Consider the following 12,775-nt stretch of genomic DNA (forward strand, 5'->3'; position numbering starts at 1 on the left):
CGCGAAACTGTCGACCAGGCAGTCGCGCCGGCTCTTGTAGATGGCGCGGATCTCGTCGACGCAGTCCTGCGGCCCGTTGAGCGCCGCCGAAGCCGCCACCTGCACCGGCGTGAAGGCGCCGTAGTCGAGATAGGATTTGACCCGGGTCAATGCCGAGATCAGCCGCTCGTTGCCGACAGCGAAGCCCATGCGCCAGCCGGGCATCGAGAAGGTCTTGGACATCGAGGTGAACTCGACCGTCACATCCATCGCGCCCGGCACCTGCAGCACCGAGGGCGGCGGATTGTCGTCGAAGTAGATCTCCGCGTAGGCGATGTCGGACAGGATGATCAGGTCGAGCTTCTTGGCGAGCTGAACCGCCTCCATGTAGAAGTCGAGGCTCACCGTGGTCGCCGTCGGATTGGACGGATAGCTCAGCACCATCGCCAGCGGCTTGGGGATGGAGTGCTTCACGGCCCGCTCCACGCCACGCAGGAAGGCCGTGCCGGGGTCGGAGGATTCGGGGCGCATCTCGCCGATGCCGGTCGGGATGTGGCGGATGGAGGCGCCGGAAATGATGAAGCCGAACTCGTGGATGGGATAGGTCGGGCTCGGCACCAGGATCACGTCGCCCGGCGCCGTGATGGCCTGCGCCATGTTGGCGAAGCCTTCCTTGGAGCCGAGCGTGGCCACGACCTGGGTATCCGGATTGAGCTTCACCCCGAAGCGGCGCCCGTAGTAGGAGGCCTGGGCCTTGCGCAGGCCCGGGATGCCCTTGGAGGCGGAATAGCGGTGGGTGCGCGGGTCCCTGACCGTTTCCTTCAGCTTCTCGACGATGTGTTCGGGCGTCGGCAGGTCGGGATTGCCCATGCCCAGGTCGATGATGTCCACGCCTGCGGCGCGTGCCTTGGCCTTGATCGGGTTGATATGCTCGAACACGTAGGGCGGCAGGCGGCGGATGCGGTGGAAGTCTTCGCTCATGTGATCCTCGGTGGGCCAGTTGGGCCCGGTTCGACCCGCGACGCACCCCCCGGGGTGCCATGCCGCGCCATTCGAAAGTGGCGACGATTATCGCGGAATTATGGTTGGGAGTCGGTTAAGCGGCGCTGCCGCCGCAGGCTCGGTCTTGATCCGCTCTCCCCCGCCGCTCGGCGGCGCGTGGGGAGAGCTAGAGAGCGGCGGCGCGAGCGCGCGCGAGGGCGGCGCCGGCGATGCCGGCGGCGACGATTGGCGCTGCTACTCCCTGGGTCATCATGCGACCTGGTGCCCTGAAATCCGATGAGCGAACTGCATCTAGCCCGCGGAAACCGGCAAAGTAAAGGCGTGACCTTCGCGTCGGCGTAGCCGCACCGGTCAGCCGCGGGCGGCGCGGCGCGCACGCGCGATCGAGTAGGCCGCGCCGGCCGCGAGCGGGAGGACGATGCAGGCGATGAACCACCACACCAGTTGCGACGCCGGTACGAGCAGTGCAGCCACCGCCAGCACCGCACCGCCCGCCATGCTCAACATGCCGGTGACCCGGTGTGTCGCCCGCCAGTTGGCGGCGTCGTTCAAGGTGGTGGGCAGGCGCAGCCCGGCGTAGCCGTTGGGCTGCGATTTCGGCATGACGTTGCCGAGGACGACGAACATCAGGCCGACAGCGATCGCCAGGACCTGCACCATGCCCACGGCGATACCGAGGCCGGTGAGGACGCTCACGACCTCGATGGCAAGGGCAATGGCGGTAAGGCCGGTAAGGGCGACGGTGACGATGTGCCTGCCGGCCTCGAGCCGGTCGGGCGCGACACGGCCGATGACGGCAAAGATCCCCCACAACAGCATGGCCAGCACGAGCGGCATCGCCAGGGCCGGGAGCTTGGGCAGGAAGGCGTCCGCCGCCCCGCTCGGCCCCCAGTGCACCGGCAGGCTCGCTCCCTCCGGCACGAGAACGAGGCCGGCGGCAAAAGCGGCGAAAAGTGCCGCGAGCAGCACGAGATCGAGTGGCGTGGGCTTGGTCATTTTCTGGGTTCCCCGAAGGCGAGGAGGCCGGAGAGCGCCTCCTCCAGGATGGACATGTTGAGGTGGTAGATGAGGCTCGTCCCCTGCCGCTCGGCAGCGATCAGTCCGGCCTCCTTGAGCTTGTTGAAATGCACCGACAGCGTCGGCTTGCTGATGTCGAAATGCGCTGCGAGTTCACCTGCGCGCAACGGGCCGGCCTTGAGCAGGGCAAGGATTTCCCGCCTCACCGGGTGCGACAATGCTTCGAAAACTGCGTTGATTCCCATGCGGCGCTCCCGGTCTCGGCAGCACCTATTTAGATATTCATCTAATTAGAGTCAACGCTAAATCGCGGTCCTGTCCACGACCGGCAGGTGCGCCAGGAACTGGTCGGCGCTGGCCTCCCAGGAAAAGCGCAGCGCATGGTCGCGGCAGGCCTGGCGGGAGACGGCGAGGGCCGCGAGCGCGGCCGCGCGCAGATCCTCATTCAGCACCCCCACCGGCGCCTCGCCGATGACGTCGATGGGCCCCGTCACCGGGTAGGCGGCGACGGGGGTGCCGCTCGCCAGCGCTTCGAGCAGCACCAGCCCGAACGTGTCGGTCCGGCTGGGAAAGACGAACACGTCGGAACCGGCATAGAGCCGCGCCAGGTCCTCGCCCTGCCTGGGGCCGAGAAAATGCACCTTGGGATGAGTGTCCCGCAGCCGCTCGAGGCTGGGCCCGCCCCCCACCACCACCTTCGAGCCGGGCAGGTCGAGATCGACAAAGGCCTCGATGTTCTTTTCGACCGCGACGCGGCCGACATAAAGGAACACCGGCGGCGGGTAAGGCAACGCGGCGCTGCCGCTGGCCCGCTTGCCCGGATGGAACAGTTCGGTGTCCACCCCCTTGGGCCATAGCGCCACATTGGTGAAGCCCTGCCCTTCGAGCAGTTGCTTCAGGTGCGGCGTGCCCACGAGGCAGTGGCGCGCCGGGGCGTGGAACCAGCGCATGTAGCGATACGACCAGCCGAGCGGCACCGGCAGGCGCGCCCTCAGGTATTCGGGAAACTGCGTATGGTAGGCCGTCGAGAAGGGAAAGCCCCGCTTCAGGCACCAGCGTCGCGCCATCAGCCCCAGGGGCCCTTCCGTGGCGATGTGGATGGCGTCGGCGCCTGCCGCCTCGATCCTGTCGTGCACCGGGCCGGCGAGGGTGCGCGACAGGCGGATCTCGCGATAGCCCGGCAAGGGAATGGTCTTGAACTCGGCCGGGGTAAGGAACTTCACCGCCATGCCGCGCCGGACCAGTTCCTCGCCGACACGCTCGAGCGAGCGCACGACCCCGTTGATCTGCGGATGCCAGGCGTCGGTGACGATCAGGACGGTGCGGGGGCGTACGTCGGACATGGGGCCAAGGGCTTAGACCAGGGGCTCTGGACTGACAAGAAAAAGGGCCGGATCGCTCCGGCCCCTGCAATTCCGACTCTGGTATGCCGCCTCAGCGCTTGGAGAACTGGAAGGAGCGGCGGGCCTTGGCCTTGCCGTACTTCTTGCGTTCCACCACGCGGCTGTCGCGGGTCAGGAAGCCGCCCTTCTTCAGCACCGCGCGCAGCTCCGGCTCGTAATGGGTGAGCGCCTGGGAAATGCCGTGGCGGACAGCGCCGGCCTGGCCCGACAGGCCACCGCCGGAAACGGTCGCGACCACGTCGTACTGGTCCTTGCGAGCCGCCGCGACGATGGGCTGCTGCAGGATCATCTGCAGCACCGGGCGAGCGAAGAACTGGCTGAATTCCTTGCCGTTGACGGTGATCTTGCCGTTGCCGGGCTTGATCCAGACGCGCGCGATGGCGTTCTTGCGCTTGCCGGTGGCGTAGGCGCGCCCCTGGGCGTCGAGCTTCTGCTCGTAGACGGGCGCGGCGGCCGGAGGCGTGGGCGCGGCGGAGGCCAGGTCTTCCAGCGAGTTGATGGTCTCGGCCATTACTTGAGCCTCACATTCTTGGTGTTGAAGGAAGCGACGTCGAGCTTCTTGGGCTGCTGGGCCTCGTGCGGATGGTCGGGGCCGGCATAGACCTTGAGGTTCTTGAGCTGGGCGCGCGACAGCGGGCCGCCGGGCAGCATGCGGCGCACGGCATTCTCCAGCACGCGCTCGGGGAAACGGCCCTCGAGCAGCTGGCGCTGCGTGCGGTCCTTGATGCCGCCGGGGAAGCCGGTGTGCCAGAAGAACCGGCGCTGATCCAGCTTGTTGCCGGTCAGCTTGACCTTGGCGGCGTTGACGACGATGACGTTGTCGCCCATGTCCATGTGCGGAGTGAAGGTCGGCAGGTGCTTGCCGCGCAGGCGCATGGCGATGATCGACGCGACGCGGCCGACGACCAGGTTTTCAGCGTCGATCAAGACCCACTTCTTCTCGATCTCGCTCGGTTTGGCCGAGTAAGTGCTCATTGCAGTGTTCCCTAGGAGGCGCGGCGAAGCGGGCCTTCGCCGGTTTGGTCGCGGCGATATACGCGCCCCTCACCGCACCGTCAAGCACAAAGATAAAGTGAAGCGATTTCAGCGCATTAGGCTTGCGGTATTCAGATACCGTGAGCTATCCGCCTGAAATACAAATCCTAGCCGCTCTTGCGCCGGTCCCGGCGGCTGCGCTGCCAGGTCGTCCATTTCCGGCCGCCCCGGACCAGCGCGACATTCACCGGCGTCCGCAGCAGCGCAATGTCGAGGGCCAGCAGCATCAGGCCCAGGGGCAGCATCCAGATCCCCAGCACCGGCAGGAAGCTGAAGATGCCGCCGAGCACCAGGAGAATGCCGAGCGGCACCCGGATCAACCGCGCGCCAGGACGTCGCAGCCACTCCAGCAGGCGCGCCGAGACGGGCACCTTGCGCTGGATGCGGTCGAACTGGCGATGAATGCGGCGGCTGCCCTTGTTGTCCACTGTGCCTTCCCCCACTGACAGTGTTCATGTGGGCCAGCAATGTGGCAGCGCCAAGGGCGGATCGCAACTACCGTTCCCGCGCAGTCGCCCCCCGCGTCATCCCCGGGAGGGTACCGCATCGCCCGGATGCGGATGCCGCGCCCCCTCCCCAACCCTCCCCGCAAGGGGGAGGGTGCCCCCCTGGTGCGCCTGGCCCAATGGTGCCACCAAGGCGAGTACGTTCACCAGCCAAAGCCAGCCGCAAGCTTTCCCTTCACCCGCCGGAACCAGCCGCGACGCACTCTTCACCCTCCCCCGCGTCAGCGCGGGGAGGGTCGGGGAGGGGGTGGTGCAGCGGGCAGGATGGCGCAGTCGGGACTCCTCTCCCGCGCAGCGGGGGAGGGGGACCACGCGCAGCGTGGTGGAGGGGGCGGCCGCAGGCACAAACCGCCGCGGCCGGCCTCGCGGCACCCCAGGTCTGCGCCGAGGAGCAGCGAACCGGGATCATTGTTACCATGGCGGGCGTTACCGCCCCCTCCACCGCCTGACGGCGGTTCCCCTCCCCCGCTCGCGCGGGGGAGGACGAATTGTGGCGGGCGACGGCAAAGTAGTCGACGCCCCTCCCCCGCTCGCGCGGGGGAGGACGCCCGACTGCGGCACCCCACGCTCTGGCGCTGCAAATGAGTTATCCCCGCCGCCTCCGCCGCCGCTAGACTCCCCTCACCTGCCCGCAGGCGGACGGGATCGCGAACGAACGGTTCGCGGGCGGGGATCGGGTGGCGCGGTGGTCGCATCGCGCCAGGCTGAAAGCGTGTCGGCGTGGGCCGGTTAGCCGGTCAAGCCGTTACCAACGCGGGGGGAGCTGCAATGGGAGCTCCCCGAGGGGCGAGGGCCGCCACCCTTGAGGCGGCCGGGAGTGTCCCTGCCGCCGCACGGCTCCACTGGAGCCGTCGCGGGGCGGGGAACGGCCAGACGAGCCCACGGCTCGCATGGCTGGCGCGGCGATGCGGGGGCTCTCCCCGGTCGACCAAGCCGCCCACCGTCCTCGCGATGCGGCAGGGGATGCACCCCGCCCGGCGCGCCATAGGCCGAAAATCCCGGTCGTGCCGGCGGGGCGAGCGCCTCGTTCTTTGCGGACCAACCGCGTGGGGCCAGTCCCCGCCGGCGCCGTCCCTCGACTGCCCCGAACCCGGAGGCCACGCGGCCGGCCGGCGCCTCTGCGCGCCCTTGCCCCGCACGTCGCGCGCGGCGCCCCCTTGCGTGCGACCAAAGTCGCCATCGGCAACCGGCAATTCGTGCCTAAGCACGCCGGCCCTCGCGGTGCTAGAGTGCGGATCGTGACCGTGCCGTGTTGGAGGTTTGCCATGGGGGAATGTTGTGACGCAGTTTGCGCTTATTCTGCTGCCGGAGTCGGCTGACGCGCCCACGCCGGAAGACCGGATCGTCAAGTTCGAAGTCGTCAAACTGAGGCGCCGCGCCCTGCGGCGCAAGCTGGGCCGCCGCCGGCGGCAGGCCCGCTACGCTCCCACGCTTTCGCTGTGGCAACGCCGCCCGCCGCGGCTCCGACGGCGCCGCAAATGGTAGCCTCCCGCCCGCATCGCCACGCCCTCGCCGCGCTCGCCGCGCTGGCGCTGGTTTTGCCCGGCACGCTGCCGGCCCTCGCCGGCGAAGCCCGCGCCTCGGGCGACGTGCCGGTCCGCCGCGGGCCGGGCGAGGACTACCGGGTCATCGATTGCCTCGTCGACGGCGCCTATTACGAGGTCGAGGACTGCACCCGGCGCGCCCGCTGGTGCCTCGTCTCCGAGGACGGCGAATTGCTCGGCTGGGTGCGCGGCTCCTATCTCGTCGGCTCGGCCGCCAAGAACCGCGTCACCCCGTTCGAGTTCCTGGTGACGCCCGAATTCTTCCGGCGGCGGCACTAGCGGGCAGCGGCCTTGGGGCCGAAGATAAACGCAGGATAAACGGGCGCTTCCGCCTGGGTTCAGGCGCACCCCTCTAGAACGGGGACAAGGCAGCACCGCCCCAACCCCATTCGGAAGGACACGCAGATGCACCTCTCCCGCACCCTCAAGACCGGTTTCGTCGCCGCCGCCGTCGTGCTCGCCACCGCCGGCGCCTCCATGGCCGCCACCTGGGCCTGGGTCGAGCAGGACGCCAAGGTCCGCGCCAACCACCAGAACATCGCCCCCGTCGTCAACTGGGTCGAGGAAGGCCAGAAGGTCCAAATCGTCGGCTCCTGGGGCAACTGGTACAAGATCAAGATCCCCGGCCAGGACGGCTGGGTGAAGAAGGGCCTGCTGGCCTTCAACCCGTGGCCCAACGCTCCGTGGCCCGGCTACGGCGCCGGTTATGGCGGCGGCTCGTTCTGCATCAACGGCGACAACGCCCAGTTCTGCATCAGCGGCGGCTACTGACCCCGCCCGCACGCCCGCACGCCGGATCGGCGCGTCGCCCCTCACCCGGGGCGGCGCGCGCGTTCATCCGCGGTTCATTCCCGGTTCATCCGGACTGTCGCAACCTGCCGGCGTGGGCGCGCGTTATGTGCCCGATTCCTTGCCAAAGGAGCGAAACATGTCCATCAGACGCAAAGCCCTGACGTTCGGCGTGGCGCTGGCGGCGCTCTGTGCCACGACGGCGAGCGCCCTTGCCGTCACCGCCTTCGCCACCAGCCCGGTCAATGTCCGCAACGGCCCGGGGACCGGCTATCGCATCGTCGATACCCTGCACCGGGGCGAGCGGGTCGACATCGACTATTGCCGCGGCGGCTGGTGCTTCGTCACCAAGAGCGGCCCGGACGGCTGGGTGTCGGCCAACTACCTGTCGCGCGGCGGCGTCTACCGCGATCGCGACCGCTACTACGACGACGATTTCTACATCGACCGCTACCCCGTGCGGCGCTACCCGTATTACCGCCGCTACGATCCGGGCTTCTCGGCCTGCTTCGGCGGTCCCAACGCCCGCTTCTGCCTGTACGACTGACGGGCGCCGGCCAAGGGCGCGCCGCCTTGTTGCGGCGGGCCGGCGCGCCTATGTTTTGCGGGCAAGCTGAACGGAGCGGGCGATGCCGACACCGCAAGCCAAGACCAAGCCTTACCTGCGCCTCGCTTGGACCCTGATCATCGTCGGCATGGGGCTGTTCGGTTTCGAACGCTTCGGCCTCGCCGAGTTCACCGGGCCGGGCAAGCTGCTGCACCTCGACGGCACGCTGCTGTCCATCCTGGTGGTGGCGCCGCTCGCCCTCGTGCTCGCCGGCATCGTGGTGTTCATGTACGGCCGGATGCGGCGCCTGTGAGCGCCGCCGGGCCGGGCCGATGACCCTCGTTTCGCTCGGCCGCATGCTGCTGCTGGGCGGCGCCCTTGGAGTCGTGCTGGCGCTCGCCCCGGCCGTGCTTCTCGGGCTGTTGCCCGCCCCCTACGGCGAGAGCTTCTTCGGCCTCGTGGCCGCGCTGCTCAGCCTGTCGGTGGCCCCGCTCGCGGCGTTCGTCGCTAGTGCGGGGGCGATTGTTCTGCTGGCCGCGGCCGTGAGGCACGCCCGATCGTCGCGAGGTAGCGCTCGCGCGCCATCACCACCAGGCCCGCCCCGACAATGACCGCTGCCCCCAGCAGCGACACGGTGTCGATGAGGTGTCCGAAGAACAGATAGCCCATGACGATGCCCCACGGCAAAGCAGTGTAGTTGAACGGCTGGATGACGCTGGCCGGGGCGCGCGACAGCGCCACCATCATCAGGGCGTGGGCGAGCGTCGAGGTCGTCATCACCAGCCCCATCAGGGCCAGCGACGGCAGGTCCATGGGCTGCCAGTGGAACATGCCGACGCCGCTGGTCAACAGCAGCCCGACGATGCCGACATAGACCATGCTGGTCGCGGTCGAATCCCGGCTCGACACCCGGCGGGTGAGTGCGATGTAGAGCGCGTAGAACGCAGCCGAGATGATGGCGAAGGCGACGCCCCAGTCGAGGGGCAATCCGCCCGGACGCACGATCACCAGGGCGCCCAGGAAGCCGACGGCGACGGCGCCGAACCGGAAAGGCCCAACCCGCTCGCCGAGGATGGGAATGGCGACGAGGGTGACCAGCAGCGGGTAGACCAGCGTGATCGCCTGCAGTTCGGCGAGCGGCACCGTCTTCAGCGCCGCCGCGAAGAACCAGATGTCGAATACCAGCAGCGCCGCGCGTAGCACCTGCAACCGCGGCGAGGCCGAACGGAACGCCTGCCTGAGCGGCCCCTGGCGCATCACCAGCACCAGCGCGAACGCGGCGAACGCCCAGTAGCGCATCATCGCGACCTGGAAGGGTGAATAGGTCTGCACCAGCATCTTGGACAGGGCATCCTGCACCCCGAAGATCAGGATGGCGGCGAGGGTGAGGCCGATGCCGAGCCCGACATTGTCGGCCTGGCGGCGCGGTGAGGCGGCACGCCCGTCCATCGATTTAGCGTCGGTCACGATCGGCGCTCTCAAACTGGGGGATGCCCCGGGCCGCTGGTCCGGGGCGGGAAAAAACGCAGGATCAGGCCTGCTTCATCGTCGCATTCTTGACGGCGCCGGCGATGGCGGTCAACAGGCCACCGCCGATGAGGCCGGTCACGCCCTGCCCGGCCAGTGCGCCGATGTCGAGCCCGGTGGTGGCGGCGGCGCCCGCCGCCGTGCCGAGCATGCCCTCGAGGCCGGGAATCATTCCCGCCAGCCAGGTTCCGAGCCAGCCCCCGATGGCGCCCACAATGCTGTTGCCGGTGGGCCCCAGGCTGATCTTCTTGGCGATCTGGCCGATGACGTTGCCGCCGATGCCCCCGCCGACGAGTTGTACCAGGATCGAAACGAGCAGTTCCATTGGTCGAACCCCTCCTTGCCAACCGTGCAGGCCGAACGGCATGCACTTGCACGCATCAGCATAGACCGGTGCCGGCAGAGTCGGTAGTCCAGCGCGGACCGTTTGAAGCCGCGCCCGCCACGTCCTATCTTCGCAACCGAGTCATGACCGCATCGTCACACCAGCACCCCAGTTCCGGCGCCCGGCGCGTCGCCCTCGTCACCGGCGCCGCCGATCGCATCGGCGCGGCCCTCGCCCGCCGGCTCGCGCGCGAGGGCTGGGCGGTGGTCGTCCACCACCGCAAGTCGGCGGACAAGGCTGCGGCGCTCGTTGACGCGATCACGGCGGCGGGAGGGGAGGCGGCAGTGCTGCAGGCGGACCTTGCCGACCGCGCCCAGCGGGGCCGGGTCGTGTCCGGCGCGGGCGAGCCTTTCGGCCCGCTCACCCTGCTCGTCAACAATGCCTCGATCTTCGAGCGCGACGCGGCCTCCGATGTGGACGAAAGGCTGTGGGACGCCCATTTCGCCATCCACGCCGAGGCCCCCGCCTTCCTTGCGCGCGACTTCGCCGCCCAACTCCCCCAGGGGGCGAACGGCAACATCGTCAACATCATCGACGCACGCGTGCTCGACCTGTCTCCGGCCTACTTCAGCTACACGCTGTCGAAATCGGTGCTGTGGACCATGACCCGCACGCTCGCGCAGTCCCTGGCGCCGCGCATCAGGGTCAACGCCATCGCCCCCGGCCCCACCCTGCCGCCTCCCCATGTCACGCCGGAAGCGCATGCGCGGCGCCTGGCGCAGTTGCCCCTCGGCCGCGCCGCCGATCCGGACGGGATCGCCGATGGATTGATGGCCATCCTGGCGCTGCCGGCGATGACCGGGCAGATGATCGCGCTCGACGGCGGCGAGCACCTCGAATGGGCGGACCGGCGCAGCCCTACGCCGAGGCGGACATGACCGGCCCCAGGCCCAAGTCGGGCGCCGAGGCGATCAAGGCGTTCGTGCGCACGCTGCCGTCGGCGCCCGGCGTCTATCGCATGATCGACGAGGCGGGCGCCGTCATCTATGTGGGCAAGGCCCGCAGCCTCAAGGCGCGCGTCACCCACTACACGCGCCCCGAGGCGCTCGAGATCCGCCTGCAACGCATGGTCGCCGCCACGCGGTCCATGGAATTCGTGCGCACCGAGACCGAGAGCGAAGCGCTGCTGCTCGAGGCGAACCTCATCAAGCGCCTGAAGCCGCGCTTCAACATCCTGTTGCGCGACGACAAGAGCTTCCCCTACATCCTCATCGCCACCGACCACGAGGCGCCGCAACTGATGATGCATCGCGGCGTGCGGCGGCGGCCGGGCTACTATTTCGGCCCCTTCGCGTCGGCGCTGGCGGTGCGGCGCACGATCACCGCGCTGCAGCGGGCCTTCCTGCTGCGCACCTGCTCGGACAGCTTCTACAAGGCACGCAGCCGTCCCTGCATGTTGTTCCAGATCAAGCGCTGCTCGGCGCCCTGCACGCGCGAGATCTCCCTCCCCGACTACCAGGCGCTGGTGGAACAGGCACGCCGCTTCCTCTCCGGCAAGTCGAAGTCGGTACAGCAGCAGCTGGTGCGGGACATGAACGCGGCGTCCGAGGCGCTGGACTACGAGCGAGCGGCGCTGCTGCGCGACCGCCTGTCGGCCCTGGCGCTGATCCAGAGCCAGGGCGACGTCGCGGCCAAGACCGTGGAGGAGGCCGACGTCTTCGCCATTGCCCAGCAGGCCGGGCAGTTCTGCGTGCAGGTCTTCTTCTTCCGCGCCTACCAGAACTGGGGCAACCACGCTTTCCGCCCGCGCGCCGATGCCGCCCTCTCGGAAGCCGAGGTGCTGGAGGCCTTCCTGTCGCAGTTCTACGAGGACCGCACCCCGCCCCGGCTGGTGCTGCTCAGCCATCCCCTGTCCGAGCACGCGCTCTTCGAGGAGGCCCTGTCGGGCCGAGCGGGGGCCAGGGTTACGCTGGCGGTGCCCCAGCGCGGCGAGAAACGCGATCTCGTGCTGCATGCCCTCAACAATGCGCGCGAGGCGCTTGGCCGCCAGCTGGCCGAAGGGGCGACGCAGCGGACGCTGCTCGAGGGCGTCGCCGAACAATTCGGGCTGGACGAGGCGCCGCGCCGGATCGAGGTCTACGACAACTCACACATCTCCGGCACCAATGCCGTGGGCGCCATGATCGTCGCCGGCGCGGAAGGGTTCTCGAAGAAGCACTACCGGACGTACAACATCAGGTCGAAGGACCTCACGCCCGGCGACGACTTCGGCATGATGCGCGAAGTGCTCACCAGGCGGTTCAGCCGCCTGGCCGCCGAAAGCGACGCCGCCGCCGAGGACGATGCCACGGGCATGCCGGATTGGCCCGATGTCGTCTTCATCGACGGCGGCCAGGGCCAACTCAACGCCGTGCGCGAGGTCATCGCCGAGCTCAACCTGCCGCGCGAGGTCATCTTCATCGGCATCGCCAAGGGCGAGGAGCGCGACGCCGGCCGCGAGAAGTTCTTCATGGAGGGGCGCGAGCCCTTCATGCTGCCGCACCGCGACCCCGTGCTCTACTATGTGCAGCGCCTGCGGGACGAGGCCCACCGCTTCGCCATCGGCACGCATCGGGCCCGGCGCCGGAAAGACATCGCGCGCAACCCGCTGGACGAGATCGAAGGCGTCGGCCCGGCGCGCAAGCGCGCGCTGCTGCAGCATTTCGGCTCGGCCAAGGCCGTATCCCGGGCGTCGCTCGCCGATCTCGCCCGTATCCCCGGCGTGTCAAATCAGATGGCGCAGCAGATCTATGACCACTTCAACCGCAGCGAATGACGGCCAAAACAAAAGGCGCCCGGAGGCGCCTTCCATGATGGCCGTCGAAGCGGCTCGGCTCAGTACACGCTGGCGCGGGCAACCGTCCGTATTTCGGCGCGGCGGATGCCCAAATCCTTGAGCGCGCGGTTGTCGAGATAGCTGAGCTCGTTGACGGTGCGCCGGTAGGCGACGTAGCGGGCGATGGTCTGGCGGATGTTCATGTCGGTTCCCCTCATTCGGTTGCCCGCTATGTAGCCGCGCCGGCGCGCCTTGAGTATCCGGCGTCTTCTCACACGAGGCATGC

The 12,775-nt window shown here is 68.8% G+C and carries 17 protein-coding genes; 7 read left to right on the top strand and 10 right to left on the bottom strand.

Translation table 11 applies throughout. The features are described 5' to 3' along the window. The 7 genes from VGD93_RS01350 to VGD93_RS01380 form a co-directional block, all read right to left on the bottom strand. A partial coding sequence (locus VGD93_RS01350; RefSeq protein WP_395008429.1) for an aminotransferase class I/II-fold pyridoxal phosphate-dependent enzyme occupies positions 1–960 on the bottom strand: 960 nt, incomplete at its 3' end. 372 nt (positions 961–1,332) lie between these two features. Further along, the gene (locus VGD93_RS01355) at positions 1,333–1,977 is read right to left on the bottom strand and encodes an SdpI family protein (RefSeq protein WP_395008431.1); all 645 of its coding nucleotides are present in this window, start codon (positions 1,975–1,977) and stop codon (positions 1,333–1,335) included. Further along, positions 1,974–2,243: an autorepressor SdpR family transcription factor gene (locus VGD93_RS01360; RefSeq protein WP_395008433.1), complete on the bottom strand. Its 270-nt coding sequence runs from the start codon at positions 2,241–2,243 to the stop codon at positions 1,974–1,976. Before VGD93_RS01360 ends, VGD93_RS01355 begins: the two co-directional genes overlap by 4 nt. A 57-nt stretch (positions 2,244–2,300) precedes the next feature. Next, positions 2,301–3,341: a glycosyltransferase family 4 protein gene (locus VGD93_RS01365; RefSeq protein ID WP_395008435.1), complete on the bottom strand. Its 1,041-nt coding sequence runs from the start codon at positions 3,339–3,341 to the stop codon at positions 2,301–2,303. Between the two features lie 91 nt (positions 3,342–3,432). Beyond that, positions 3,433–3,912 carry a 30S ribosomal protein S9 gene (rpsI, locus tag VGD93_RS01370; RefSeq protein ID WP_395008437.1) on the bottom strand — a complete coding sequence of 160 codons (480 nt, stop codon included), beginning with the start codon at positions 3,910–3,912 and terminating at the stop codon, positions 3,433–3,435. Further along, the gene (gene rplM / locus VGD93_RS01375) at positions 3,912–4,376 is read right to left on the bottom strand and encodes a 50S ribosomal protein L13 (protein WP_395008439.1); all 465 of its coding nucleotides are present in this window, start codon (positions 4,374–4,376) and stop codon (positions 3,912–3,914) included. The genes rpsI and rplM overlap by 1 nt, the downstream gene beginning before the upstream one ends. A gap of 167 nt (positions 4,377–4,543) precedes the next feature. Then, positions 4,544–4,864 (bottom strand): hypothetical protein, encoded by a 321-nt coding sequence (locus VGD93_RS01380; protein WP_395008441.1) that lies wholly within the window; start codon positions 4,862–4,864, stop codon positions 4,544–4,546. A 1,356-nt stretch (positions 4,865–6,220) separates the two neighbouring features. Here VGD93_RS01380 and VGD93_RS01385 point away from each other — a divergent pair. From VGD93_RS01385 to VGD93_RS01405, 5 genes are all read left to right on the top strand, one after another. After that, complete coding sequence (locus VGD93_RS01385) at positions 6,221–6,427, top strand: hypothetical protein (RefSeq protein WP_395008443.1); 207 nt, start codon at positions 6,221–6,223, stop codon at positions 6,425–6,427. Further along, entirely contained in the window at positions 6,421–6,765 is a 345-nt protein-coding gene (locus VGD93_RS01390; protein WP_395008445.1) for an SH3 domain-containing protein, read from the top strand. The genes VGD93_RS01385 and VGD93_RS01390 overlap by 7 nt, the downstream gene beginning before the upstream one ends. A 126-nt stretch (positions 6,766–6,891) precedes the next feature. Then, complete coding sequence (locus VGD93_RS01395) at positions 6,892–7,257, top strand: SH3 domain-containing protein (RefSeq protein WP_395008447.1); 366 nt, start codon at positions 6,892–6,894, stop codon at positions 7,255–7,257. 157 nt (positions 7,258–7,414) lie between these two features. Then, entirely contained in the window at positions 7,415–7,822 is a 408-nt protein-coding gene (locus tag VGD93_RS01400) for an SH3 domain-containing protein (protein WP_395008449.1), read from the top strand. Between the two features lie 82 nt (positions 7,823–7,904). Beyond that, the gene (locus VGD93_RS01405) at positions 7,905–8,135 is read left to right on the top strand and encodes a hypothetical protein (protein WP_395008451.1); all 231 of its coding nucleotides are present in this window, start codon (positions 7,905–7,907) and stop codon (positions 8,133–8,135) included. Between the two features lie 194 nt (positions 8,136–8,329). On the opposite strand, the gene VGD93_RS01410 is transcribed toward VGD93_RS01405, so the two are convergent. Further along, a complete protein-coding gene (locus VGD93_RS01410) occupies positions 8,330–9,289 on the bottom strand; it encodes a DMT family transporter (protein WP_395008453.1) in 960 nt (319 codons plus the stop codon). A 64-nt stretch (positions 9,290–9,353) separates the two neighbouring features. Further along, on the bottom strand, positions 9,354–9,674 hold the full coding sequence (locus VGD93_RS01415; protein ID WP_395008455.1) for a hypothetical protein: 321 nt from the start codon (positions 9,672–9,674) through the stop codon (positions 9,354–9,356). 143 nt (positions 9,675–9,817) lie between these two features. On the opposite strand from VGD93_RS01415, the gene VGD93_RS01420 reads away from it, so the two are divergent. Together VGD93_RS01420 and uvrC are read left to right on the top strand one after the other, a co-directional pair. Then, positions 9,818–10,612, top strand: coding sequence for an SDR family oxidoreductase (locus VGD93_RS01420; protein WP_395008457.1), 795 nt, complete (start codon positions 9,818–9,820; stop codon positions 10,610–10,612). Continuing rightward, positions 10,573–12,489 carry an excinuclease ABC subunit UvrC gene (gene uvrC, locus VGD93_RS01425; protein ID WP_395008459.1) on the top strand — a complete coding sequence of 639 codons (1,917 nt, stop codon included), beginning with the start codon at positions 10,573–10,575 and terminating at the stop codon, positions 12,487–12,489. The genes VGD93_RS01420 and uvrC overlap by 40 nt, the downstream gene beginning before the upstream one ends. A 59-nt stretch (positions 12,490–12,548) precedes the next feature. Here uvrC and VGD93_RS01430 read toward each other — a convergent pair whose 3' ends face one another. Continuing rightward, positions 12,549–12,692 carry a DUF1127 domain-containing protein gene (locus VGD93_RS01430; RefSeq protein WP_395008461.1) on the bottom strand — a complete coding sequence of 48 codons (144 nt, stop codon included), beginning with the start codon at positions 12,690–12,692 and terminating at the stop codon, positions 12,549–12,551. Between the last annotated feature and the right edge of the window lie 83 nt (positions 12,693–12,775).

This window comes from Devosia sp., assembly GCF_036406155.1.
Classification (GTDB): Bacteria; Pseudomonadota; Alphaproteobacteria; order Rhizobiales; family Devosiaceae; genus Devosia_A.

Excerpts from the sequence above, each read along its gene's own strand:
- VGD93_RS01355 (WP_395008431.1), bottom strand. The coding sequence starts at position 1,977 with ATGACCAAGCCCACGCCACTCGATCTCGTGCTGCTCGCGGCACTTTTC.
- VGD93_RS01360 (WP_395008433.1), bottom strand. The coding sequence starts at position 2,243 with ATGGGAATCAACGCAGTTTTCGAAGCATTGTCGCACCCGGTGAGGCGG.
- VGD93_RS01365 (WP_395008435.1), bottom strand. The coding sequence starts at position 3,341 with ATGTCCGACGTACGCCCCCGCACCGTCCTGATCGTCACCGACGCCTGG.
- rpsI (WP_395008437.1), bottom strand. The coding sequence starts at position 3,912 with ATGGCCGAGACCATCAACTCGCTGGAAGACCTGGCCTCCGCCGCGCCC.
- rplM (WP_395008439.1), bottom strand. The coding sequence starts at position 4,376 with ATGAGCACTTACTCGGCCAAACCGAGCGAGATCGAGAAGAAGTGGGTC.
- VGD93_RS01390 (WP_395008445.1), top strand. The coding sequence starts at position 6,421 with ATGGTAGCCTCCCGCCCGCATCGCCACGCCCTCGCCGCGCTCGCCGCG.
- VGD93_RS01395 (WP_395008447.1), top strand. The coding sequence starts at position 6,892 with ATGCACCTCTCCCGCACCCTCAAGACCGGTTTCGTCGCCGCCGCCGTC.
- VGD93_RS01400 (WP_395008449.1), top strand. The coding sequence starts at position 7,415 with ATGTCCATCAGACGCAAAGCCCTGACGTTCGGCGTGGCGCTGGCGGCG.
- VGD93_RS01405 (WP_395008451.1), top strand. The coding sequence starts at position 7,905 with ATGCCGACACCGCAAGCCAAGACCAAGCCTTACCTGCGCCTCGCTTGG.
- VGD93_RS01415 (WP_395008455.1), bottom strand. The coding sequence starts at position 9,674 with ATGGAACTGCTCGTTTCGATCCTGGTACAACTCGTCGGCGGGGGCATC.
- VGD93_RS01420 (WP_395008457.1), top strand. The coding sequence starts at position 9,818 with ATGACCGCATCGTCACACCAGCACCCCAGTTCCGGCGCCCGGCGCGTC.
- uvrC (WP_395008459.1), top strand. The coding sequence starts at position 10,573 with ATGGGCGGACCGGCGCAGCCCTACGCCGAGGCGGACATGACCGGCCCC.
- VGD93_RS01430 (WP_395008461.1), bottom strand. The coding sequence starts at position 12,692 with ATGAACATCCGCCAGACCATCGCCCGCTACGTCGCCTACCGGCGCACC.